This window comes from [Roseibacterium] beibuensis, assembly GCF_039542305.1.
In the GTDB taxonomy this organism is placed as follows: Bacteria; Pseudomonadota; Alphaproteobacteria; order Rhodobacterales; family Rhodobacteraceae; genus Roseibacterium; species Roseibacterium beibuensis.
In genome coordinates this window covers 1183747-1206671 of the sequence record NZ_BAABHW010000001.1, presented here as the reverse complement: position 1 = coordinate 1206671, position 22925 = coordinate 1183747, and the positions used below count along the sequence as shown (strand labels likewise).

Annotated in this window: 24 protein-coding genes and 1 tRNA gene; 15 read left to right on the top strand and 10 right to left on the bottom strand. The window is 66.5% G+C overall.

Features of this window, described 5'->3' with window-relative positions:
- Positions 1-2: 2 nt before the first annotated feature.
- On the top strand, positions 3-1403 hold the full coding sequence (gene ntrX, locus ABD923_RS05980) for a nitrogen assimilation response regulator NtrX (RefSeq protein ID WP_259546137.1): 1401 nt from the start codon (positions 3-5) through the stop codon (positions 1401-1403).
- Here the strand turns inward: ntrX and ABD923_RS05975 are convergent.
- Positions 1400-1906: a hypothetical protein gene (locus ABD923_RS05975; protein ID WP_345229434.1), complete on the bottom strand. Its 507-nt coding sequence runs from the start codon at positions 1904-1906 to the stop codon at positions 1400-1402. The two genes, ntrX and ABD923_RS05975, sit on opposite strands and share 4 nt — an antisense overlap.
- A 212-nt stretch (positions 1907-2118) precedes the next feature.
- Here ABD923_RS05975 and trkA point away from each other — a divergent pair, with 212 nt between their 5' ends.
- The 4 genes from trkA to hflX all read left to right on the top strand — a co-directional run bounded on the left by trkA (position 2119) and on the right by hflX (position 6675).
- Positions 2119-3495: a Trk system potassium transporter TrkA gene (gene trkA, locus ABD923_RS05970; RefSeq protein ID WP_222187323.1), complete on the top strand. Its 1377-nt coding sequence runs from the start codon at positions 2119-2121 to the stop codon at positions 3493-3495.
- Between the two features lie 3 nt (positions 3496-3498).
- The gene (locus ABD923_RS05965; RefSeq protein ID WP_259546139.1) at positions 3499-5016 is read left to right on the top strand and encodes a TrkH family potassium uptake protein; all 1518 of its coding nucleotides are present in this window, start codon (positions 3499-3501) and stop codon (positions 5014-5016) included.
- A 124-nt stretch (positions 5017-5140) separates the two neighbouring features.
- On the top strand, positions 5141-5374 hold the full coding sequence (hfq, locus tag ABD923_RS05960; RefSeq protein WP_025312876.1) for an RNA chaperone Hfq: 234 nt from the start codon (positions 5141-5143) through the stop codon (positions 5372-5374).
- The gene (gene hflX, locus ABD923_RS05955) at positions 5371-6675 is read left to right on the top strand and encodes a GTPase HflX (RefSeq protein WP_259546140.1); all 1305 of its coding nucleotides are present in this window, start codon (positions 5371-5373) and stop codon (positions 6673-6675) included. The genes hfq and hflX overlap by 4 nt, the downstream gene beginning before the upstream one ends.
- Here the strand turns inward: hflX and ABD923_RS05950 are convergent.
- The 6 genes from ABD923_RS05950 to ABD923_RS05925 all read right to left on the bottom strand — a co-directional run bounded on the left by ABD923_RS05950 (position 6632) and on the right by ABD923_RS05925 (position 12241).
- Positions 6632-7567: a DMT family transporter gene (locus tag ABD923_RS05950; RefSeq protein ID WP_259546141.1), complete on the bottom strand. Its 936-nt coding sequence runs from the start codon at positions 7565-7567 to the stop codon at positions 6632-6634. The genes hflX and ABD923_RS05950 overlap by 44 nt on opposite strands.
- A 119-nt stretch (positions 7568-7686) precedes the next feature.
- Positions 7687-8772, bottom strand: a complete 1086-nt coding sequence (locus ABD923_RS05945) for an OmpP1/FadL family transporter (protein ID WP_259546142.1) — start codon at positions 8770-8772, stop codon at positions 7687-7689.
- A 371-nt stretch (positions 8773-9143) separates the two neighbouring features.
- Positions 9144-9974, bottom strand: a complete 831-nt coding sequence (locus ABD923_RS05940) for a DMT family transporter (RefSeq protein WP_259547394.1) — start codon at positions 9972-9974, stop codon at positions 9144-9146.
- A gap of 216 nt (positions 9975-10190) precedes the next feature.
- Complete coding sequence (locus ABD923_RS05935; RefSeq protein ID WP_259546143.1) at positions 10191-10796, bottom strand: outer membrane protein; 606 nt, start codon at positions 10794-10796, stop codon at positions 10191-10193.
- Positions 10797-10919: 123 nt separating this feature from the next.
- Complete coding sequence (mazG, locus tag ABD923_RS05930) at positions 10920-11717, bottom strand: nucleoside triphosphate pyrophosphohydrolase (RefSeq protein WP_259546144.1); 798 nt, start codon at positions 11715-11717, stop codon at positions 10920-10922.
- On the bottom strand, positions 11717-12241 hold the full coding sequence (locus tag ABD923_RS05925; RefSeq protein ID WP_259546145.1) for a flavin reductase family protein: 525 nt from the start codon (positions 12239-12241) through the stop codon (positions 11717-11719). The genes mazG and ABD923_RS05925 overlap by 1 nt, the downstream gene beginning before the upstream one ends.
- A gap of 133 nt (positions 12242-12374) precedes the next feature.
- Here ABD923_RS05925 and speB point away from each other — a divergent pair, with 133 nt between their 5' ends.
- The 3 genes from speB to ABD923_RS05910 all read left to right on the top strand — a co-directional run bounded on the left by speB (position 12375) and on the right by ABD923_RS05910 (position 15181).
- Positions 12375-13337: an agmatinase gene (gene speB, locus ABD923_RS05920; RefSeq protein WP_259546146.1), complete on the top strand. Its 963-nt coding sequence runs from the start codon at positions 12375-12377 to the stop codon at positions 13335-13337.
- Between the two features lie 64 nt (positions 13338-13401).
- Positions 13402-14358, top strand: coding sequence for a lysophospholipid acyltransferase family protein (locus ABD923_RS05915; RefSeq protein ID WP_259546147.1), 957 nt, complete (start codon positions 13402-13404; stop codon positions 14356-14358).
- Between the two features lie 4 nt (positions 14359-14362).
- The gene (locus ABD923_RS05910; RefSeq protein WP_259546148.1) at positions 14363-15181 is read left to right on the top strand and encodes a glutamate racemase; all 819 of its coding nucleotides are present in this window, start codon (positions 14363-14365) and stop codon (positions 15179-15181) included.
- A 143-nt stretch (positions 15182-15324) separates the two neighbouring features.
- Here ABD923_RS05910 and ABD923_RS05905 read toward each other — a convergent pair whose 3' ends face one another.
- A complete protein-coding gene (locus ABD923_RS05905) occupies positions 15325-16113 on the bottom strand; it encodes a hypothetical protein (protein ID WP_259546149.1) in 789 nt (262 codons plus the stop codon).
- An 81-nt stretch (positions 16114-16194) separates the two neighbouring features.
- Between ABD923_RS05905 and argC the strand changes: the two genes are divergently transcribed.
- From argC to ABD923_RS05885, 4 genes are all read left to right on the top strand, one after another.
- Positions 16195-17223, top strand: coding sequence for an N-acetyl-gamma-glutamyl-phosphate reductase (gene argC / locus ABD923_RS05900; protein WP_259546150.1), 1029 nt, complete (start codon positions 16195-16197; stop codon positions 17221-17223).
- 25 nt (positions 17224-17248) lie between these two features.
- Positions 17249-17710: a cytochrome c maturation protein CcmE gene (gene ccmE / locus ABD923_RS05895; protein WP_259546151.1), complete on the top strand. Its 462-nt coding sequence runs from the start codon at positions 17249-17251 to the stop codon at positions 17708-17710.
- A gap of 198 nt (positions 17711-17908) precedes the next feature.
- Positions 17909-18520 carry a holin-associated N-acetylmuramidase gene (locus tag ABD923_RS05890; protein WP_259546152.1) on the top strand — a complete coding sequence of 204 codons (612 nt, stop codon included), beginning with the start codon at positions 17909-17911 and terminating at the stop codon, positions 18518-18520.
- Complete coding sequence (locus ABD923_RS05885) at positions 18511-19002, top strand: holin family protein (RefSeq protein ID WP_259546153.1); 492 nt, start codon at positions 18511-18513, stop codon at positions 19000-19002. Before ABD923_RS05890 ends, ABD923_RS05885 begins: the two co-directional genes overlap by 10 nt.
- Here ABD923_RS05885 and ABD923_RS05880 read toward each other — a convergent pair.
- Positions 18999-20411, bottom strand: coding sequence for a M20/M25/M40 family metallo-hydrolase (locus ABD923_RS05880; RefSeq protein WP_259546154.1), 1413 nt, complete (start codon positions 20409-20411; stop codon positions 18999-19001). The genes ABD923_RS05885 and ABD923_RS05880 overlap by 4 nt on opposite strands.
- A gap of 134 nt (positions 20412-20545) precedes the next feature.
- Positions 20546-20635: transfer RNA gene (locus ABD923_RS05875), tRNA-Ser, on the bottom strand.
- Positions 20636-20856: 221 nt separating this feature from the next.
- Here ABD923_RS05875 and ABD923_RS05870 point away from each other — a divergent pair.
- The 3 genes from ABD923_RS05870 to rpmA all read left to right on the top strand — a co-directional run bounded on the left by ABD923_RS05870 (position 20857) and on the right by rpmA (position 22878).
- Positions 20857-21735 carry a hypothetical protein gene (locus ABD923_RS05870; RefSeq protein ID WP_259546155.1) on the top strand — a complete coding sequence of 293 codons (879 nt, stop codon included), beginning with the start codon at positions 20857-20859 and terminating at the stop codon, positions 21733-21735.
- Between the two features lie 201 nt (positions 21736-21936).
- Entirely contained in the window at positions 21937-22596 is a 660-nt protein-coding gene (locus tag ABD923_RS05865; protein ID WP_259546157.1) for a 50S ribosomal protein L21, read from the top strand.
- Positions 22597-22608: 12 nt separating this feature from the next.
- Positions 22609-22878 (top strand): 50S ribosomal protein L27, encoded by a 270-nt coding sequence (rpmA, locus tag ABD923_RS05860; RefSeq protein ID WP_222187346.1) that lies wholly within the window; start codon positions 22609-22611, stop codon positions 22876-22878.
- Positions 22879-22925 lie beyond the last annotated feature (47 nt).

Sequence of the window (22925 nt, the reverse complement as noted above, 5' to 3'; positions counted from 1 at the left end):
CCATGAGCGACATTCTGGTCGTCGATGACGAACGCGATATCCGCGAATTGATCTGCGATATTCTCGAGGACGAGGGCTATGTCACCCGCCGCGCCGGCTCTTCGGACGAGGCGATGGCCGAATTGAACAAGGCCGCGCCGGGGCTGATGATCCTCGATATCTGGTTGAAAGACAGCAACATGGACGGGATCGACATCCTGAAACATGTGAAGCAGGACAACCCGGACGTGCCCGTGGTCATCATCTCGGGGCACGGCAATATCGAGATCGCCGTCGCCGCCATCAAGCAGGGCGCCTATGACTTCATCGAGAAGCCGTTCAACATCGACCAACTGATGGTGGTGATCCGCCGCGCGATGGAAACCTCCCGCCTGCGGCGCGAAAACTCCTCGCTGCGGCGCCAGGACAGCAAGGCCGCCGAGATGATCGGCGCCTCGCCGACCTTCAAGACGATGAAGGGCCAGTTGGAAAAAGTCACCAAATCCAACGGTCGCGTTATGCTGACGGGCGGCCCCGGCACCGGCAAGGAGGTCGCCGCGCGCTGGATTCACGCCAATTCCAACCGCGCCGATGCGCCCTTCGTCACCGTCTCCTGCGCCTCGATCCAGCCCGATCACATGGAAGAGGTCCTCTTCGGCCGCGAAAGCCCGGAACGCGGGGTCGAGCAGGGGCTGCTCGAACAGGCGCATGGCGGCGTCGTCTTCTTCGACGAGGTGGCCGATATGCCGCTTGGCACCCAGTCCAAGATCCTGCGCGTCCTGGTCGATCAAAGCTTCACCCGCGTCGGCGGCACCACCAAGGTGCGCGTGGATCTGCGCGTGATCTCCTCCACCACCCGCAACCTGACCGACGAGATCGCGTCCGGCAATTTCCGCGAGGAACTCTATCACCGCCTCAACGTCGTGCCGATCGAGGTGCCCGCGCTATCCGACCGGCGCGAGGATATCCCCGATCTCGCACGGCACTTCATCGAGACCTTCAACCGTGAGCAGGGCCTGCCGCTGCGCGAGATGGGCGAGGATGCCGTCGCCATGCTCCAGACCATGACCTGGCCCGGCAATGTGCGTCAGCTCAAGAACGTCATCGAGCGCGTGCTGATCCTGGGCGAGGGCAGCGGCCCGATCGAGGCGCGCGACCTGCCAAGCGGCAACGAGGGCGGCGAAAGCGCGAACGAGGATATCACCCTCTCGGCATCGCTGACCACGCTGCCGCTGCGCGAGGCGCGCGAGCTGTTCGAACGCCAGTATCTCATGGCGCAGATCAACCGCTTCGGCGGCAATATCAGCCGCACGGCCAGTTTCGTCGGGATGGAGCGCTCGGCCCTGCACCGCAAGCTGAAATCGCTCGGCGTCGTGACCTCGAACAAGGCCGGCGCCCGCGTCGCGCAGGTGGGCGAGGACTAGGCCGGGTTCACCACCAGGTCCGGCCCGCTCTGGCGCAGGATGCAGGTCCCAGAGGTCAGGGGCGCCATGACGGGCGAGCGGATCACGGCGGTGCCCGCCTCGCAATAGGGCAGGCTCATCCGGTCATACCCACGCCCGCCCATGCAGCCCCGCACCGCGTTGCGCCGAAACTCGGCATTCACGTCGACCGTGTAGACATCGCCCGGAAGGACATAGCCCGCGACGAAGGTGCAATTGCCCTCCGCATCGCAGCGCCGTTGCGGTGGCACGACGGTGGGCGGCTCGCGCCGGATCTCGGTGCGCACCGGGTAGCGCTGCACCGCCTCGGCCTCGCAAAGCGCGGTATCCCGCTCCCGCTCGCCGACCGATAGACCTTCGGCGTAATAGACCGTGCTCGTGGTGCACCCGGCCAAGGCCAGCGCCCCCAGCAGCATGATGCACCGCCGCATGCCATCCTCCGGGTCAGTTCCGATGCCCCATTCCTGCCGCCACGCTCGGCCCATGGCAACCACCCCGCCCGCATCTTTATCCTTCAAATATGCACCTGCGCGGCACGCGCGGCAGCGTTGGACGGGGCTCGATGCCCCGTCCGGCGCTTCGCCGGCGACGGCGAAGCCGGCGCAAACCCTCGGCCCGAGGTCTCGCACGCGATTGACGCCTGCGCGCGTTCCTGCCATGCAGAACCCCTGTTGCGACACTTCAGGCGAAAAGGCACATGAAGGTCATCATCTGCGGCGCGGGCCAGGTCGGCTGGCAAATCGCGCGCCATCTTTCCGGTGAAAACAACGATGTGACGGTCGTGGACAACAATCCCGACCTGGTTCGACGTGCGACCGACACGCTCGACGTGCAGGGGCTCGAAGGCTTTGCCAGCCATCCCGACGTGCTCGACCGGGCCGGGGCGCGGGATGCCGACATGATCATCGCCGCGACCTTCTCGGACGAGGTCAACATGGTCACCTGCCAGGTGGCCCATTCGGTCTTTTCCGTCCCGCGCAAGATCGCGCGCCTGCGCAGCCAGTCCTACCTGGATGCCATCTATTCCGACCTCTACCGCCGCGATCACCTGCCCATCGACGTGGTGATCTCGCCCGAGCGCGAGGTGGCCGAGGCCGCCCTGCGCCGCATCGCCAGCCCCGCCACCTTCGATGCCGAGACCTTCCTCGGCGGCGATGCGCAGATGATCGGCATCTTTCTCGACGCCGAGTGCCCCGTGCTCAACACGCCGCTGCGCCAGCTGTCCGAGTTGTTCTCGACCCTGCGCGCCATCGTCGTCGGCATCCGGCGCGAGGGCACGCTGTTTTCCCCCGAGCCGGGCGACCAGCTGTTCGAGGGCGACCAGATCTACGCCTTCACCCATGCGCAGGACATGGCCCGCACGCTGGAGATTTTCGGCAAGACCCGCAAACCGCCTGAGCGCATCCTGATCGTGGGCGGCGGCAATGTCGGCCTCACGGTCGCCACCGCTTTGGAGAAATCCGAAACCCGTCTGCGCACCCGCGTGATCGAGGCCAACCGCAGCCGCGCCGAGGTGGCCGCGGACGCGCTGGAACGCACCATCGTCCTGCATGGCGACGGCCTTGATATCGAACTCCTGCGCGAGGCGGGCGTCGAACGCGCCGATGCGGTCGTCTGCGTCACCGATGACGACAAGACCAACCTTCTGGCCTCGGTGCGGGCGAAATCCGCGGGCGCCAAGATGGCCATTGCGCTGGTCAACGACCCGACGCTGGTGCCGCTGATGGATCCGCTCGACATCGACGCCTACGTCAACCCGCGCGCCACGACCGTGTCCTCGATCCTGCGCCATATCCGGCACGGCCGCGTGCGCGGCGTCTATTCCATCGGCGATGCCGAGGCCGAGGTGATCGAGGCGCAGGTGCTCAAGACCTCGCCCATCGCGGGCCGCCCGATCCGCGAGATCGACTTCCCCGAGGGCGCGCTGGTCGGCGCGGTGCAGAAGGGCGGCAAGGTGATGCGGCCCACCGGCTCCACCCGGATCGAGGAAGGCGACGTGGTGGTCATCTTCGCCCTGGCCTCGGACGTGCCGGCGGTCGAACGGCTGCTCCAGGTCTCGATCGACTTTTTCTGAGCCATGGCCGCCTGGTTCCGCAACCTGCCGCTCTTCGTCGTGCTGATCCTGCTATCGGCGGGGGCGATGCTGATCCCGGCGGCGGCGGGCATGATGCTGGGCGATTTCCGCACCGGGCGACTGTTTTTCTACTCCAGCCTTCTGGTCGGTGTCGGTGCCTGGCTGATCGGCATCGCGCTGCAGGCCCATCCCAGACCGCCGACCGAGCGCACGCATCTTGTCGCGATGTTCGCGGCCTATCTCGTGCTGCCGGTGATCCTGTCGATCCCGATGCAGCAGGCGGTCGGCAACACCCGGTTCATCAATGTCTATTTCGACATGGTCTCGGCCTTCACCACCACCGGCGCTGTGATCTTCGAGCCGGACCGTTTCGGCATGGCGGTGCATTTGTGGCGCGCCACGGTGGGCTGGCTGGGCGGGCTGCTGATCTGGATTTCGGCCATGGCGATCCTCGCACCGCTCAATCTCGGCGGCTACGAGGTGACCTCCGAGGCGCATGTGCAGGGCAGGGTGGTGTCCTCGACCCAGCAGATGCGCGCCGCGCGTCCCAGCGAGCGGCTGCGCCGCTCGACCGCGAAGCTGACCCCGGTCTATGTCACGCTGACGGCGATCCTTGCGATACTGCTGATGTCCGCGGGCGAGGACCCGATCATCGCGACGATCCACGCGATGTCCACGCTCTCCACCTCGGGGATTTCGCCCGTCGCGGGGCTTGAAGGGCGGCCGGGCGGGATCCTGGCCGAGCTTCTGATCTTCCTGTTCCTGTTCTTTGCCCTGTCACGGCGCACCTTCACCAGTGGCTTCGGGCGTCATTTCATCGAGCGCGTCTCGCGCGACCGGGAAATCCGCCTTGCGCTCTTTGCCACGATCCTGGTGCCGACGCTTCTGTTCGCCCGCCACTGGATGGGCGCGTGGGAGGTCGATGAGCTGACGGATCTCGGCGCGGCGCTCAGCGCGCTCTGGGGGAGCCTCTTTACCGTCCTGTCCTTCCTGACCACGACCGGCTTCGTCTCCGAACACTGGGACGCGGCGGCGTCCTGGTCGGGGCTGGGCACGCCGGGGATCGTCCTGATCGGCCTTGTCCTGATGGGCGGGGGCGTGGCGACAAGTGCGGGCGGGCTGAAACTCCTGCGCGTCTACGCGCTCTACAAGCACGGCGCGCGGGAACTGGGCAAACTGATCTACCCGCATTCGGTGGCGGGCGCGGGCCGCATGGGCCGCCGCATCCGGCGCGAGGGCGCCTATATCGCGTGGATCTTCTTCATGCTCTTCATCATCGCCATGGCGGCGACGATGACGGGGCTTGCCGCCACCGGGCTGCGCTTCGAGCCTGCGATGATCCTGTCCATCGCCGCGCTCTCGACGACCGGCTCGCTGGCGCAGGTCGCGGGCGAGGCCCCCATCGCCTATGTCGCCCTGAGCGACGCGGCCAAGCTGATCCTCGCCGCGGCGATGGTGATCGGCCGGATCGAGACGCTGGTGCTGATCGCACTTTTCAACCCGGCCTTCTGGCGATCATGATGCAATTGCGGCAAGTGCCCGTATCCGGGGTGGAAATCCGTCTCGATCATCGCCATAGTGTGATTTGGCGACCATTCCGCGGCATTTAACGCGGTGACCGAAGACAAGAAGGCGCGAACAAAAAATGGCTGAGAATAAACAGAACCTTCAGGACGCATTTCTCAACCACGTCCGCAAGACCAAGGTGCCGGTGACGATCTTTCTGATCAACGGCGTCAAGCTGCAGGGCGTGATCACCTGGTTTGACAATTTCTGCGTGCTTCTGCGCCGCGACGGGCAAAGCCAGTTGGTTTACAAGCATGCGATCTCCACCGTGATGCCGGCTCAGCCCATCAATCTTTACGACGGGGAAGAGTGACAGCCCCCGATCGTCACGCATCCGAAGGCGACCTGACCGCGCGTGGGCCGACGCGCGCCGTCGTCTTGCATCCCGACATCCACACCGACCGCGACCGCCGCGATCCCGGCCCCGCGCTGGAAGAGGCCGTGGCGCTTGCCGCCGCGCTGCCGGATCTCGAGGTCGTGGGGGCCGAGATCGTGCGCCTGCCCAAGGCCCATCCCGGCCTTCTCTTCGGCACCGGCAAGATCGAGGAGCTGAAGGCGCGGATCGAGGCGCAGGAGGTCGAACTGGTCCTGATCGACGGGCCGGTGACGCCCGTGCAGCAACGCAACCTTGAAAAGGAATGGGGGGTCAAGCTGCTGGACCGGACCGGCCTGATCCTCGAGATCTTCGCCGACCGAGCCGCGACCCGCGAAGGCGTGTTGCAGGTGGAACTGGCCGCGCTCAGCTACCAGCGCACGCGCCTTGTCCGCGCCTGGACGCACCTTGAACGCCAACGCGGCGGCCTCGGCTTCGTTGGCGGCCCCGGAGAAACGCAGATCGAGGCCGACCGCCGCGCCATCGACGAGGCGGTCACGCGCATCCGCCGGCAACTGGCCAAGGTGGTCAAGACGCGCACGCTCCACCGCGCCGCGCGCAAGAAGGTGCCTTATCCCATCGTCGCGCTGGTGGGCTATACCAACGCGGGCAAATCCACGCTTTTCAACCGCCTGACCGGGGCCGAGGTGATGGCCAAGGACATGCTCTTCGCCACGCTCGACCCGACCATGCGCGCGGTCGAACTGCCCGATGGCACCGAGGTGATCCTGTCCGACACGGTGGGCTTCATCTCGGACCTGCCGACGCAACTGGTCGCCGCCTTCCGCGCCACGCTGGAAGAGGTGCTGGACGCCGACCTGATCCTGCATGTGCGCGACATCAGCCACCCGGAAACCGCCGAACAGGCCGAGGATGTGATGCAGATCCTGACGGATCTGGGCGTGACCGGCGAAACCCCGCTGATCGAGGTCTGGAACAAGATCGACCAGTTGCCGGGGCCCGAGCGCGCCACCCGCCTGACCGAGGCCGCCCGGCGCGAGCATGTCTATGCCGCCTCGGCGCTGACGGGCGAGGGGATAGGGCCGCTGCTCAAGGCCGTGGCCGAGGCGGTCTCACCGCCGCGCACGCGGACCGTGGTAACGCTCAAGCACGAGGACGGCCGCCGCCGCGCGTGGCTTTTCGATCAGGGCATCGTCGAGGGCGAAAAAGCGGGCGACGAAGAAACCCGGCTGACGGTCAACTGGACGGATCGGCAGCGCGCGGCCTTCCAAGCGCTCTGACCAGCGCGGCGGGCGGGTTGAGCAGCAAAAGCCCCACCGCCAGCAGCCCGAACCCCACGAAGACCGAGGGCGCCAGCCGCTCGTCCAGCACCAGCCATCCCAAGGTGATCGCCACGGGCGGAATCATCAGTGTCACCAGCATCGCGTTGCCCGATCCGGCCACGGCCAGCACGCGGTAATAGAGCAGGTAGGCCAGCGCCGTGCCGAGCACCGCGAAATAGGCGACCGCGCCGATGCCCTGCGTGGTATGGGGCAGGGTGATGCCCCCATCCACGACATAGGCCAGCGGCAGCAGGATCAGGCTCGATCCCGTCAGCATCCCCATCGCCGCGATCTGCGGCGGCAAGCCCGACAGGTGTTTGCGCGCCCAGGCCGCCGCCACCGCGTAAGAGAGCGCCCCCAGCAGAACCGCCAGTTGCGCCGCCGAGCGGATGTCGAACTGCGCCAGGGCCTCCAGCCCGATCGCCACCGCGACGCCCGCAAAGGCAATCAGCACGCCCGCCAGCCGCCGCGTCGTCAGCCGCTCATCCGCGAAAACGGCGGCGGCGACCAGCACACCGAAAACGGCCGTGCCCGCGTTGAAGATCGAGGTCAGCCCGGTCTCGATATACTGCTGTCCCCACGCCATCAGCGCGAAGGGGATGGCGTTGTTGAGCAGCCCCATGACGATCAACGCGCCCCAGACCCGCGGCGCGCGGGGCACGGGCAGGCCCCGGATCAGGACATAGGCCCAAAGGATCAGCGTCGCCCAGACCACGCGATGGGCCACCAGCGTCAACACCGGCAATTCGTCCAGCGCCAGCTTGATCGACAGGAAAGACGCGCCCCAGATCGCCGCCAGCAGCAGCATCTCGCTCAGGGCGCGAAAGGTGAGGGCAGGGGCCTGGGTCATGCCCCCCTCATGGCACGGGGCAAACGCCCGCGCCGACCCGAATCCTGCTCATGCGACAAGAAAAACCCCCGCAGGCCATGTGGCGCGCGGGGGCTTGGTCTTGGGGTATTGGGCTCGGATCAGAAGCGGAAGCCGACGCGCACACCAACGGCGGACACGAAGTTGTCGTCGAAGTCGATGTCGCCGACGATCCCGTTCTGAACCACCTGGTCACCGGGCACGCCGAGGGTCAGGCTACCCGAGATGGTGAAGGCATCACGCGTGTAGCGCAGGCCCAACGTCACCGAATCCAGGCCCGTGGTGGGCGCCAGCGCGGTATCGCTGGGAATCGTGCCGTCGGTACGGTGCAGGTAAGACACCGAACCGGCCCAGTTTTCATTGAACTGTCGGCCCACACCCAGCGTGTACGTCGTCGAATCCGAGGTGAAGTTCACGTAGTCACCCACGGTTGTCGACAGCCGGAAGCCATCCCAGAAGGCATGACGGATGGAGCCGAAGATCAGGGTGTTCTCGGCGATGCCGCTTTGGAACTCGAGATTGATGCTTTCGGGGAACTCGACATCGAAATTGGCCTGAGCCGTCGGCCCGACAGGGGTCCCCGTCGCCGGATTGAACGGGGTTTCATCGGCATCAAACGACACTTCGATCGCCGAATTGTAGGTCAGGGCGACGCGCAGCGCGATGTCAGGGATCTCGTAGGCTGCACCCACCACATAGCCGTAGCCCCAATCGCTTTCACCTTCGAGAAGATGAAACACCGGACCTGCCACGTTGGTATAGATATCGCCTTCGACCCCCAGCGCGCGGACCCCGGCATGCACGCTAAAGCGATCGTTGATCTCGTAGCGGCCGACAACGGTTATGGCGTCGCTTTCCACAACGGCCTGGCCGTCAAAGAACGGGACGCCCGGAGTGTAATCCACACCCGCGCCGAACGGCTGATCGTAGATCATCGCGACCGAAAACTGGTCATTGAACCGGTACAGGTAGCCGATGCTGGTCAGATCGTAATCTGTCAGCGGGTTGGAATAGCCGTTGGCGCCCGCCTCGGGCATGATGCTGCCGTAGGACAGCTCGACATAGCTGCCGAGTTCGCCGGTGTCCTCATACAGAATGCGCAGCGACTGGTTCGTGCGCTCGATATCTGCCTGTGCGATGGCGGTTGACGCCAGAAGTGCCGCACCTGCGGCTGCGAAACGGTACATTCGTTCCTCCCCAAAAAAATCCGTTGGCTCCCTGCGACACTATGGCTTTGGAAGGTTTGATCCCGTCAATTCTTCCCCAGCGTCACCTCGAATCTGAGGTTTTGGTAAATCCGCTGATGTGGCGGAAATGCTACAGGCCGATGCTGCTGTGCCGCAGATCGCCGGGGGTTCAGATTTGGACCCCGATCTGGAGGACGGCCGATCCTGCCGAACCCTTGGTTATCCGGATCGGGAAAAGTCAGCAGGAGTTCGAGGTTGCCGCCTTAGTCGAAGAGAAAGCCCATGCTTGGCAGGTCCCGCTCCGTCCCGTGGGCCTCGGCTGCGTTAGCCCAACGCCGAACGAACCCTGTGGCGGGGGCGAAACAGCCCGGTCACCCGGCGCGCCGCCCGGCGCGGATGTTCAGGAAGTTGCCCGTCAGGATCAGGATCGCGCCAAGGACCACGCCAAGGCTCAAGGCCTCGTCGTAGAACAGAACGCCGATCACGGCGATCACGGGAAGGCGCGCGAAATCCATCGGCATCACGATCGAGGCCGGGGCCAGCGACAGGGCGGTTGTCAGGCAGAAATGCGCGGCCAGCCCTGCGACCCCGATGATGACGACCCAGGGCAGCATGGCGAGCGAGGGCAGGGCCATGTCCCCGTCATAGAGCGAGGTCAGCAGGCCAAGCCCCAGTTGGATCAGCGTCAGCCAGAACAGGATGCAGGTGATGGTCTCGGTCGCCGTCAGCCGCTTGGTGAAGATCGCCGTTGTCGCGAACATGATGGCGGCAGAGGCCGCGGCGATCATCCCCGGCGAGATCGCGGCATTGCCCGGCTGGACGATGGCAAGGATACCGGCAAATCCCATCGCCCCCGCCAGCAGCTTGATGCGCGTTAGACGCTCGCCCAAAAACAGCGCGGCAAGCCCGATGGTCCAGAGCGGCGAGGTGAATTCCAACGCGAAGACCAGCGCCAGCGGGCTGACCGTGATGGCGTAGAACCACAGGTTCTGCCCGGTGAAATGCGCGATGTTGCGCAGGATGTGCCGGCCCATGTGGCGCGTCGTGACCTGCCGGATATGCCCGCTCAGCAGGCCGGCCGTCACGACGATCACGAAGCCCACCGCCGAGCGATAGGTCATCAATTCGAAGGTATCGAGTTCAAGGCTGGCCGCGCGCCCGGCAATCGCCATGGCGCTGAAGGACGCGATGGCCCCCAGCATCCAGAGGGCCGCCAGGCCCACCTGCGCAGGCGCGGCCGCGGCGGCCAATGGTGTCTGCGCCGTCCGGTCGGTCACGTTGAAACGCCTTCCTCCAGCGGCCCTGCGCGGGCCGTTCTCCCTCGGTATTCCTTGCCGGTTTAACCGCCGGGTGCAAGCGGCCATGACAAAGGCCGCCCCGATCAAGGGCGGCCCACCTGGTCCGATGCGGCGAGGATGTCAGAAGCGGAAGCCCACGCGCAGCGTTGCGGTGTTGGCCTCGGCCTCGTAGCTGAAGCCGCCGGAGTCGCCTTCGAGGTCGCGCGCGGTGAAATCGGCGCCGAGGAAGAAATTGTCGGTGACGTTGTATTCCGCGCCGATCCCGTAGCTAGGGCCGTCGAAATCAACCCCGAACCCTTCGGCGAAGCTGTAGCCCAGCGCGCCGTAGACAAGGAAGTTGCCCGTGGCAAAGCCCACGCGCCCGCGCAAGTCGATCGTCGACTCGATCTCGGCCCCGAAAAGGCCGGCGGTGTCGTTGAAATGCAGCCAGCGCAGGTCGCCGCCGTAGACCATGGCACCGGTCTGGATGGTGTAGCCGGCAAACGCGCCCCAAGCCGTGCCGTCATCGAGGCCCAGGTCGCCGAACGGCGTTTGCGGGCCGCCCGTCTCGTCCATCTCGGGCATGACATGGCCGAATTCGAGGCCGGCATAGAATCCTTCGAAAGGCTCGACGGGGTCAGGGATGATCACCGGGGGCGGGGCCGGCGGGGCCTCGTAAGGGCCGGCAATGGCCAGACAGGGCAGGAGGACAAGAACTGCAGCAGTCGTCGCAAGAAACTTCTTCATCGCAATACCCTCCAACACGGAGCTGCCCGTTGGATGTAGTGTATCGCAAAAGACGGCAGGCCGCATCCTTTATCGCCCAGGATTATGGCTTTGGCCCGTAGGGCACGGCACCGGCCAACCCGGTCACAGACCTTGGGTTTTCGCCTCGGTCCAGAGCGCGTCCATCTCGTCGAGATCGCTTTGATCCGGCGTCCTGCCCCGCTCGGCCAGCGCGGCTTCGATGAAATGGAACCGGCGCACGAATTTCGCATTGGCCGCGCGCAAGGCGACCTCGGGGTCGACCTTGAGATGCCGGGCGAGGTTGGCCACGACGAACAGCAGGTCGCCCAGTTCCTCCTCGATCTTCTCCTGGGGCAGGGTTGCGCGGGCTTCGGCCAGTTCGCGCGCTTCCTCGGCGATCTTGTCCACGACCATGCCGATCTCGGGCCAGTCGAAGCCGACCCGCGCGGCCCGTTTTTGCAGCTTTTCGGCCCGCATCAGCGCCGGCAGGCCCAGCGCCACGTCATCCAGCACGCCGCCCCGCGCCTTGGCGGCGCGCTCGGCGGCTTTCACCGCCTCCCAGTCGCGGGTCTGCTGTTCGGCGGATTTCGCGTTGCTCTCGTCGCCGAACACATGCGGATGACGCGCCACCATCTTGTCGGCGATGGACCGCGCCACGTCGTCGAAATCGAACAGCCCCGCTTCTTCGGCCATGCGGGCGTGGAACACCGACTGGAACAGCAGGTCGCCCAACTCGCCCTTCAACTCGTCCCAGGCCTCGCGCTCGATCGCGTCGGCGACCTCATAGGCCTCCTCGATCGTGTAGGGCGCGATGGTGGCGAAGGTCTGCTCCACGTCCCAGGGGCAGCCGTGCTCGGGGTCGCGCAACCGCGCCATGATCGCGCGCAGCCGGGTTATCTGGTCCTGCGACATATCCGGCATCAATGCGCCTCTGGCCGCAGGTATTTCCGCAAGCCGTAAAGCAGCGGCTCGCCTTCATGCGCGGTGATCACCTCGGCCACCTCGCCGATGCAAATGTGATGCGTGCCGATCCGCTCGGCCGAGATCAGGCGGCAGTCGAAACTGACCAGCGCGTCCGACAGGCGCGGCGCGCCGGTGGCCATCACCTCATGCGCGACCGCGTTGAACTTGTCGCCCCCCGGCGCGGGCAGGCGGGAGGAGAAGACGTCCGAGATCTCGGTCTGGCCGGTGCGCAGCACGTTGATGCAAAAGCACTTGTTCTCCAGCACCAGCGGCAGGGCCGAGGAGGACGCATTCAGGCAGGTCAGCATCGTGGGCGCGGCCCCGTCCGCCGAGATCGAGGTCATGGCCGACACGGTGACACCCGCACGGCCCGCCGGGCCATCGGTCGTGACCACCGAGACCGAGGCCGCCGCCCGGCTCATCCCTTCGAGGAAGGCCGCGCGCAGCGCCTCTCCTGCGGTCGCATCGGTGGTGTCGGCCATCGGAACTCTCCCGTCGCTTGCCTGTCGCCTCATTGCCCGATGGGGCAGATAGGGGCAAGGGCGGCAAAGTCAGGGGCCGCTTGCCAATCGCGCGCGAAACGGCAAAGGCTGGCGCAACGAAACGGAGACGCACATGGCCCTGGAAGACGCGAAACACGAGATCGACACCGCCATCACGCGCGACGAGCTCAAGGGGTTGGCCTTCGAAAACGCCTTTTCCGGCGTGACCAGCTTCCTGCGCCGTACCTACACCAAGGACCTGGGCGGCGTGGACGTGGCGATTACCGGCATTCCCTTCGACCAGTCGGTGACGAACCGGCCCGGCACCCGGTTCGGCCCGCGCGCGATCCGCGCGGCCTCCAGCCTGCAACCCTTCGATCCGCCCTATGGCTGGGATGGCTATTCGCCGCTCGAAGCACTGGCCATTGCCGATTACGGCGACATGGCGCTGGACTATGCCTATACCGCCGACGTGCCCGCCCGGATCGAGGCGCATATCAAGGACATCCTCGACGCAGGCGCCGCCGCGATCACGCTGGGGGGCGATCACTCCATCACCCTGCCGATCCTGCGCGCCCATGCGGCCAAGCACGGACCCGTCGCCCTGATCCAGGTCGATGCCCATACCGACACCTGGCCCGATGACGACGCGTCCCGCATCGACCACGGCACTTTCTGCTACACGGCGGTGAAGGAGGGGCTGATCGACGTGGCCCATTCCGCCCATGTCGGCATCCGCACCGTGGTCGAGGACAATCTCGGCATTCACATCCACGACGCGGCCGAGCTTCATGCGCGCGGGGCAGGGGCCGTGGCCGAGGACCTGCGCGCACGGGTCGGGGAGCGGCCCGTCTATCTCAGCTTCGACATTGACGGTCTGGACCCGGCTTTTGCCCCCGGCACAGGCACGCCGGTCTGGGGCGGCCTGTCCAGCGCGCAGGCCGCGCAACTGTTGCGCGGGCTGGCGGGGATCACCCTTGTCGGCGGCGACGTGGTCGAGGTTTCGCCCCCCTTCGACCATGCCGAGATGACGGCGGTGGCCGGCGCCCATGTGGCGATGGAATTGCTCTGCCTTTGGGGCTGGACCCGCCGCTAGAGGCTGGACGCAGCCGCCCCCTTCGCGGTAAGCCACATCAACGCTTTCAACCCGGACGCGAGCCATGCCCCTCAGGCGCTCCGAACCCACGCAACAGGCGCTCCAGCGCCAGGTCGCGCGCGAGATCTCCTATGCGTCTTCGGCTGCCTCCAAGGGCGGGCGCGCGATGATCCGGGTGATGGAGAACGCCACCGGTCGCATGGGCCTGATCCGCCGGGCCGAGGGCTATGACGACGAGGTGCGGCAGGGCCGCGATTTCTGGCAGGTGATGACGGATCGCTACGGGCTCAGCCTCGAGGTGATCGGCGGCAGCCTCTCGAACATCCCCGCCGAGGGGCCGGTGGTGGTGATCGCCAACCATCCCTACGGCATCCTCGATGGGCTGATGATGGGCCATATCCTCAGCCAGGCGCGCGGTGATTTCCGCATCCTGGCCCATCGCGTGTTCCGCAAGGCCGAGGATATCGACCGGATCATCCTGCCCATCAGCTTCGACGACACGAAAGAGGCGCTGGCGCTGAACATCGAAACCCGGCGCGAGGCGCTGCGCTACCTTTCCGACGGGGGCGCGATCGGGGTTTTTCCCGGCGGCACGGTCTCGACGGCGGCCAAGCCCTTCGGCCGCCCGATGGACCCGGGCTGGCGTGGTTTCACCGCCAAGATGATCGCGAAATCCGACGCGACTGTGGTGCCGATCTTCTTCGACGGCCACAATTCGCGCCTCTTCCAGTTGATGAGCCACCTGCACACGACCCTGCGCATGGGCCTGCTGATCAAGGAATTCCGGTCGCGCGTGAACAGCCCGGTGCGCGTCGTCATCGGCGACCCGATCCCGCGCGCCGAGTTGGAGCCCTTCGCCCGCGACACCAAGGCGATGATGGCCTTCCTGCGCGAAAGGACCTATGGGTTGAGCCCGAGGCCGCTGGACCCGCGGCTGAGAGGATTCGAATTCGAGGCACAGCACCGCGACAGGGATGACGAGGGCGCACGCCCCCGCGGCAGGCTGAAAGACAGGTATTGAGGCGATGGCAGTCGGAATTTTCGATAGCGGATTGGGTGGTCTGACGGTTCTTGAGGCGGTGACCAAGCGCCTGCCGGAGCTGCCCGTGGTCTATTTCGGTGACAACGCCCACACCCCCTATGGCGTGCGCGATGCCGATGACATCTACGACCTGACCACCGCCGGCGTGCAATGCCTGTTCGATCAGGGCTGCGACCTTGTGATCCTGGCCTGCAACACGGCCTCCGCCGCCGCGCTGCGCCGGATGCAGGAAGGCTGGGTGCCCCATGACAAGCGCGTGCTCGGCGTCTTCGTGCCGCTGATCGAGGCGCTGACCGAGCGCAAATGGGGCGACAACTCCCCCCCGCGCGAAGTCGCGGTGAAGCACGTCGCGCTCTTTGCCACGCCAACCACCGTCTCCAGCCGCGCCTTCCAGCGTGAACTGGCCTTCCGCGCCATCGGCGTCGACGTGGAGGCACAGCCCTGCGCCGGTGTCGTCGACGCGATCGAGATGGGCGACATGATCCTGGCCGATGCGCTGGTGCGCTCCCACGTGGAATCGCTGCAACGGCGGATGCCGAGGCCCGAGGCCGCGATCCTGGGCTGCACCCATTACCCGCTGGTCGAAGAGGTCTTCCGCGATGCGCTCGGGCCGGACGTGGCCGTCTATTCCCAGCCCAATCTCGTGGCCGAAAGCCTTGCCGATTACCTCGACCGCCGCCCCGAGATGGTGGGGCCGGGCGCCGAGACCCGGTTCCTGACCACGGGCGACCCCAAGCGCGTCTCCTCCAAGGCCACGCAATTCCTGCGACGACAGATCGACTTCACCGCCGCCGGTCTTTGAAACGGTCTTGAGCGGGGGATGGGGTTCGTTTATATAGCAACCATGGCTTACGGACCTCTTCCTCCGATCGTTTGATCCGCAAACACGCGGTCACTGAATGCGCGGCACATGGTGCCGGGCAACAGCCGCTTTGTGTCCATTCCTCAAGAAATCTCGGGTTTGTCCCGGCGCGATGTCGGGACGTTCGGCTGTGGTGGCTGTGGTACAGGCGGTCTGGGCACAGGCGGTCGCGGCACGGGTGGCCGGGGCGTCGGTGGCCGGGCGCGTGGCACGGCCGGCTGATCCTGTCCAGCCGGTGAACCGCTCGCGGACGATTTCTGTTCCCGGGGATCGGGCAGGACGTCCTCGAGCTTGATCTTCGCGGCGATGGCGGAAAACTCCGGGCCCTTCTCGCGGAGGGTTTCATAGGTTTCCACAAGACGAACGCCAAGCTCCTTCAGCGTGTCCAGCGTGCGCAGCTTTCTTTCGCGGGACAGTTCGCGGAAATCCTCGGTCGCCAGTTTGAGATAGTAGGTCTGGAAAATGCGCGCCCGGTCGAAAAAGGTATCGCACAGACTCATTTCTTCCGCGCTCAGGCTCCGCCTGATCTCCTTGTATTCGAGATAAACATCGTCATCCGAGACCGCGGCGTTGAACCCGCGGAACCCTGTCGGGTCCTTTTCGATCTCCGCGCGAACCGGTTGCAAGGCCGCGTCGGAGGCGACGCGGTGGACGTTGAGGAAATAGGTCCGTGCGTAGATGACGATGTCGGTCAGCGCCTCCTTTCTGTGACGCCGGCGGTCGTTCCAGGCAAGCACGCCCGTAAGGATTGCCCGCAAAACCGCGCCGATCACCGCAACCGCACTCGACACGAGCAACAGAATCAAGGCACCCGATACGGAATCGACGTCGCCGTCCAGGAACTCGGCAAGGAAATCGCCCACTGCCTCCATGTGTCCGCCCCCCTTAGCATCTTCGGCACAGCGACTAGGAAACGGGTGCAGAGGCCCTTTGGCAAGAGAAACGACCGTAGCATGACCTACAACATCGCCATTCTCGGCGCGTCCGGCTATACCGGCGCCGAACTCACCCGGCTGATCCTCGGCCATCCCGACATGACCCTCGTGGCGCTCACCGGCGAGCGCAAGGCAGGCCGCGCCATGGCCGAGGTCTATCCGTTTTTGCGCGGCTTCGACCTGCCCGGTCTCTGCCGCATCGAGGATGTGGATTTCTCTGGGGTGGATCTGGCCTTTTGCGCCCTGCCGCATGCCACATCGCAAAGCGTGATCAAGGGTTTGCCGCGCGACCTTAAAGTTGTGGACTTGTCCGCCGATTTCCGCCTGCGCGACCCCGAGGCCTACGCCAAGTGGTATGGCAAACCCCATGACGCGCCCGAGTTGCAGGCGGAGGCCGTCTATGGCCTGACCGAGTTCTACCGCGACCAGATCCGCACCGCGCGGCTGGTGGCGGGCACCGGCTGCAACGCCGCGACCGGGCAATACGCCATCCGGCCCCTGCTGGCGGCGGGCGTGATCGACCCCGACGAGATCATCATCAACCTGATCACCGGCGTTTCGGGCGCGGGGCGCAGCCTGAAGGAAAACCTGCTGCATGCCGAGATGAGCGAGGGCGCGAACGCCTACGCCATCGGCAGCACGCACCGGCACCTCGGCGAGTTCGACCAGGAATTCAGCGCCATTGCCGGCCGTCCCGTGTCGGTGCAGTTCACCCCGCATCTCGCGCCGATGAACCGAGGCATCCTCGCCACCGTCTACGTGCACGGCCATGCGCAGGCGATCTACGAGGCGCTGGAGCAGGCCTACCGGGACGAACCCTTCATCCAGATGCTTCCCTTTGGCGCATCCCCCTCGACTCACGACGTCAGAGGAAGCAATTATGTCCATGTCGGTGTGGCGCCGGACCGGCGGGCGGGACGGGCCTCGGTGTTCGTTGCGCTCGATAACCTGTGCAAGGGCTCTTCGGGGCAAGCGCTGCAGAACGCGAACCTGATGCTGGGGGTGAAGGAAACCACCGGCCTGCTGGGCGCGGCGCTGTTCCCCTGACGCCCCATTGAGGAGACGAACGACCATGCGCGGTCTCAAGAAACAGCGGCGGATCCAGGTCATCATCGTGGCCACCCTCGCCCTGGCGGTATCCGCCAGCCTGATCGGATATGCCATGCGCGACGGAATCAACTTCTTCCGCGCGCCCATCGACGTGGTGGAAAGCCCGCCGCCGCCCACCGAGGTCTTCCGCATCGGCGGCCTGGTCGAGGATGGCAGCCTGATCCGCGGCCAGGGCGAGACGATCCGCTTCACCGTGACCGATGGCGGGGCCTCCGTGCCGGTGACCTATACCGGCGTGCTGCCCGACCTCTTCGGCGAGGGGCAGGGGATGGTCGGCACCGGGCGCCTGATCGACGGCGTCTTCGAGGCGACCGAGATCCTGGCCCGCCATGACGAAACCTACATGCCCGCCGAGGTGATCGACGCCCTGGAAGAGCAGGGGGTCTACCGTCACACCGAAGACGGGGCGCTGCCCGAAAGCTGAGGGATTTCGCCGCGCTGACGCGCGTCGACCCGTGCGAGAGGGGCTGTCTGCCCCTCTCGCGGTCTCCCCGAGCATATTTTCAGGATAAAGAGGGGGCGCGGCCGGAGGGTCGCGTCTTTTTTCGTCTCCGTTAATCGAATCTTAGGAAAGCTGTGGTGTCCTGCTCGGGATTGAAACCTTGAGCATGGAGGGCGAGCCATGCTTTCGGTTCGTGCTATTGCCGATCAGATTGTCGCCCGCGAGGGCGGGTTCGTGAACGACCCGGACGATCCGGGCGGGGCGACGAAACACGGCGTCACCATTCACACGATGCGCAGCCTCGGGCTGGATCTCGACGCCGATGGCGACGTGGACGTGGACGACGTGCGCGCCGTCACCCCCGAGATTGCCGCCGATATCTTCCTGCGCCACTATTTCGAGGGGCCGCGCATCGCCATGTTGCCCGAGGTGCTACAGCCGTCGGTTTTCGACATGTATGTCAACGCGGGCTCGAACGCGGTGCGCATCCTGCAACGGCTGTTGCGCGACATGGGGCTGGATATCGCCGTGGACGGGGTGATCGGGCCGCAGACCGCGCGCGCGGCCCATGCCGCCCTGCGCCAGGCGCCCGATCACCTGGCTGATGCCTACGGGATCGCGCGGCGCAACTACTATTACCGCATCGCCGACCGCCGCCCGGCCAGCCGCAAATACGCGCGCCGCCGCGATGGCGGCAAGGGCGGCTGGATCCTGCGGGCCGAGGAATTCATCTCGCCCCGCTTTCACCTGACGGAGGCCGAGCATCGCGCCCGGGTGGCGGCATGGGGCTGATCGACCGGGCCATCGGGGCTAGCCGTGCCGTGGATGCCATGGGCGACGCGGTAGAGGGCCTGTCGGAAGTGTTCGTCGAGAACGCGACGCGGCGCATGGAGCTGGCCGCCGAGGCGCGCGCCGCCGCGCTGGAGGCGGCCTCGGCCGAATTCGAACACGCGGGCAACAGCCTGTTCGACCGCTTCGTGAACGGGGTGAACCGGCTGCCGCGCCCCTTCCTCGCGCTCGGGACCTTGGGTCTGTTCGTCTATGCCATGGCCGATCCCGAGGGTTTCGCGGCGCGGATGCGCGGGCTGGCCGAGGTGCCCGATCCGCTCTGGTGGCTCTTGGGGGCGATCGTCAGCTTCTATTTCGGCGCGCGTGAACTGCACTACTTCCGCAGCCCCGCCAACCCCGGAACGCCCCGCCGACCCGAGACAGGCGCGGCGGAGAACCCGGCGCTTTCCGCCTGGCGGTCCCAGGCAGGCGAGGGGGAGGGCTAGTCTTGCCCCAGCAACGTGTCGCGCGTGACCTCGCCCAGATCCCAGTAGAGCCCCGCCATCAGCCGCGTCGCATCGGCGAAGATCGCCGTGGGCAGATGCTCGTTCGGAGCGTGCTGGGAACAGCCCGGGTAGGAATGGGGCACCCAGACCGTCGGCAGGCCGAGAATGTCGGTGAAGATGTCGTTGGGCAGCGACCCGCCGAGCGAGGGCAGCACCACGGGCCGCGCGCCTGTGGTCCGTTCCAGTGACTGCACGGCGAAGCGCGCGGCCGCGTGATCGGGCGGCGTGGCCGAGGCGGCGAAGGCGGGGCCGATCTCTTCGACCTCGATATCGCCGAAGCCTTCCCTGGCCAGATGCGCGCGCAGGTGATCGGCCAGCCTGTCTTCCTCGAGGCCCACGACATAGCGCAGTTGCACCCAGGCCGTGGCCTCGGGCGGGATGGCGTTGACCGGATGCTCGGGCGCGCCGCAGGTGAAGGCGAGGATCTCGGCCGAGTTCCAGCCATGGACCCGCTCGGCCGGTGTCATGTTCGGCGTGCCCCAGCCCTCGTCGATCTCGCCCCCGGCGGGTGTCAGGCCCAGCAGGGCGGCGCGCACGGGGCGCGGGATGCCGCCCTCGGGGGTCCAGCCGGGCACCTTGATCGCGCCACGCGCGTCCGAGATGCAGGCCAGCGCATGCGCCATCTCCAGCCCCGGATTGCGCAAGAGCCCGCCGAAATTCCCGGAATGCCGCCCGCCCTCGCGCCGCTTGAGATGCAGCTTGAAGGTGCGCCCGCCGCGCGCGCCCAGGAAAATCGTGGGCCGGTCGACGGCGATGCGCGGCCCGTCCGAGGCGACCAGCAGGTCGGCGGCGAGGTCGTCCTTGCGCGCGGTGCACAACTCACGCAGGCCGGGCGAGCCGATTTCTTCGCCCATCTCCACGATCCAGATCAGGTTGAACCCAAGCCGGCCGCCGCGCGCGGCCATTGCGGCCTGAACGGCGGTGAGATTGACGAGGAACTGGCCCTTGTTGTCGGCGATCCCGCGCCCGTAAAGCCGGGCTTCCCCGGCCGCTTCGGTCAGGGTCCACGGGTCGCGCCCCTCGCGCCACTGGCCGTCCATGCCGGGCACGGTGTCGCCATGGGCATAGCCCAGAACGGTGGGGCGGTCCGGGTCCTCGATGCGGCGGGCGATCAGAAAAGGGTGGCCCTCTGCGGTCGTGCGCTCGGTCTCGAAACCTATGGCGGCGAACCCGGTCTCGACATGGTCGAGATAGGCGGCGATCTGCGGACCGGCGTCGTCGGCGGAGGCATCGGTGCGAAACGCGATCAGGTCGGCCAGCGCGGCACGGAACGCGGCGCTGCCCGCGATGTCTTCGCCATAGCGGGTGGCGGTTGCGCGGCTGTCGGTTGGATCGGGCGAGTCGGACACGGGGCACCTCCGGAAACGGGACGCCACAGGCTTGGCCGCGTTGGCCGCCGGGTGCAAGAGGGGCGCCGGGGCAATCCGGGTGTCGGGTCGAAGGGGAAAGATGGCACGGTCGGCCTGCGCCCGATGTGGGCAAGTGGCGGAGAGACAGGGATTCGAACCCTGGGTGGACTTGCGCCCACAACGGTTTTCGAGACCGCCCCGTTCGACCACTCCGGCACCTCTCCGCAAGGCACGTGGTCCGTGTGGAGGCGGCATTTAGCGAAAGGGCGCGGGGCGTGCAAGGGGGCGTCGGCGCTTTTCGTGCCGCACCGCGCCAAAGGCTCCGCGCTCACCGAGATTTCACGTCTGCGGCATTTGCCATGGGCCGGCGCGCTTGCGGCTGGTATGGTTGGGCCCGCGAGACCATGTTGAGACCGTTACGTTCTTTCGACCCGGAGATGATCGGATGCTGAAAGCCGCCCTCGTTGCCCTGCCGTTGACGCTTGGCCTTCTCGCCGCGCCCATGGCCGTTGCGCAGACGCCGGCGCAGACCATGCCCACCACCCCGCCACTGTCCGAGCGCGCGCCCGAACTTCACGCGATGCTCGATGCGCTTGGCATGTACGACGTGCTGGAAATCATGGCGAGCGAGGCGATGGCCGGTTCGGTGCAGCTGGAGGCCGAGATGTTCCCCGGCGATGGCGGCGCGGCCTGGCAGGCGATGATCACGCGGCTGCATTCCGTGGACAGGATGACCGAGGCCTTCGAAGAGGCCTTCCCGATGGAGCGGATGACGGCCGATCACATCGCGCAGGTCACCGCCTTCGCCACCGCCGAGCCGGGGCGCAGCATCGTCGAAGGGGAAATCGCCACCCGCCGCGCGTTTCTCGACCCCGGGATCGAGGAGGAGGCGCAGATCCGTTTCCGTGAACGCGCCGAGGCCGGGGACCCGCGGCTTGACCTGCTGACCCGGTTCATCTCGGTCAACGCGCTGGTGGAGCGCAACGTGATGGGCGCGCTCAATTCGAACTATGCCTTCTACCGGGGCCTCGTCGATGGCGGCGCCTTCGAGGTGGACCTGCCCGAGGACCTGATGCTGGCCGAGGTCTGGGGGCAGGAGCCCGAGATCCGCGCCGACACGATCGAATGGCTCTATTCCTACCAGCTGGCGGCCTATGACGGCCTGACCGATGGCGACCTTCAGGCCTATATCGCCATGTCCGAGACCGAGGCGGGGCAGGCGCTGAACGCCGCGCTCTTCACGGCTTTCGACGCGATGTTCGACGCCATGAGCTACGACCTTGGGCAGGCGGCGGCGGTCTTCATCGCGGGCGAGGATACCTGAGCGCGCGGCCCTTGACCTGAGGGGACGCTTGCGGCATATGGCGGCCTCTACCGCCGTCCGGGTTTCGGGCGGCGGGAATCGTTTTCGACATGACGCCCCGACCGGGGCGCGCTGTCCGAGGCGGGGCAGGGGCCACGGCCCGACCCCAGGAACACCGGGAAACCGGGGCCACAGGGCGCGGTAGACAAAAGGACCACGCGCATGTTCGCGGTGATGAAAACCGGCGGCAAGCAATACAAGGTGAAGGCGGGCGACCGTCTGCGCGTTGAAAAGCTGGCAGCCGATGCGGGCGAAACCGTCCAGTTCAACGATATTCTGATGCTTGGCGGCGACAGCGCCACCGTTGGCAGCCCCACGGTCGAAGGCGCCGCGGTGCAGGCCACCGTTGTCGACCAGATCAAGGGCGAGAAGCTGATCCACTTCGTGAAGCGCCGCCGCAAGCACTCGTCGAAGCGCACCAAGGGGCATCGCCAGCAGCTGACGCTGGTCGAGATCACCGAGATCCTGACCTCGGGTGCCGACAAATCGGGCGTGAAAGCCGCCGTCGGCGCAGGCTCGGTCGCGACGACCGCCGGGGCCGCAGCGGCACCCAAGAAGGCCGCCAAGCCCGCCAAGACAGAGGCCGCACCGGCCGCAGCCGCCCCCGCCCCCGCCGCCGAAGGCGCGGACGATCTCAAGAAACTGTCGGGCGTCGGTCCCGCGCTTGAGAAGAAGCTGCTCGAAGCGGGTGTGACCAGCTTCGCCCAGATCGCCGCATGGACGCCCGAAGACGTGGCCGCCATGGACGAGAAGCTGTCCTTCAAGGGCCGCATCGAGCGTGAGGGCTGGATCGAACAGGCCAAAGAACTGGCCGGCGAATAAGGAGAGAGACACATGGCACATAAAAAAGCAGGTGGCTCCAGCCGTAACGGCCGCGATTCTGCCGGCCGCCGCCTCGGCATCAAGAAATTTGGTGGCGAAGCTGTCGTCCCGGGCAACATCATCGCGCGCCAGCGTGGCACCAAGTGGCACCCCGGCCAGGGCGTCGGCATGGGCAAGGATCACACGATCTTCGCCACCGCCGAAGGCCACGTGACCTTTGCCAAGGGCTTCAAGGGCCGCACCTTCATTTCGGTACTGCCGTCGGCCGAGGCCGCGGAGTAACGCCGTATCCCGAAAGTGGAATTTTCGAGGGGCCGGCGGATCAGCCG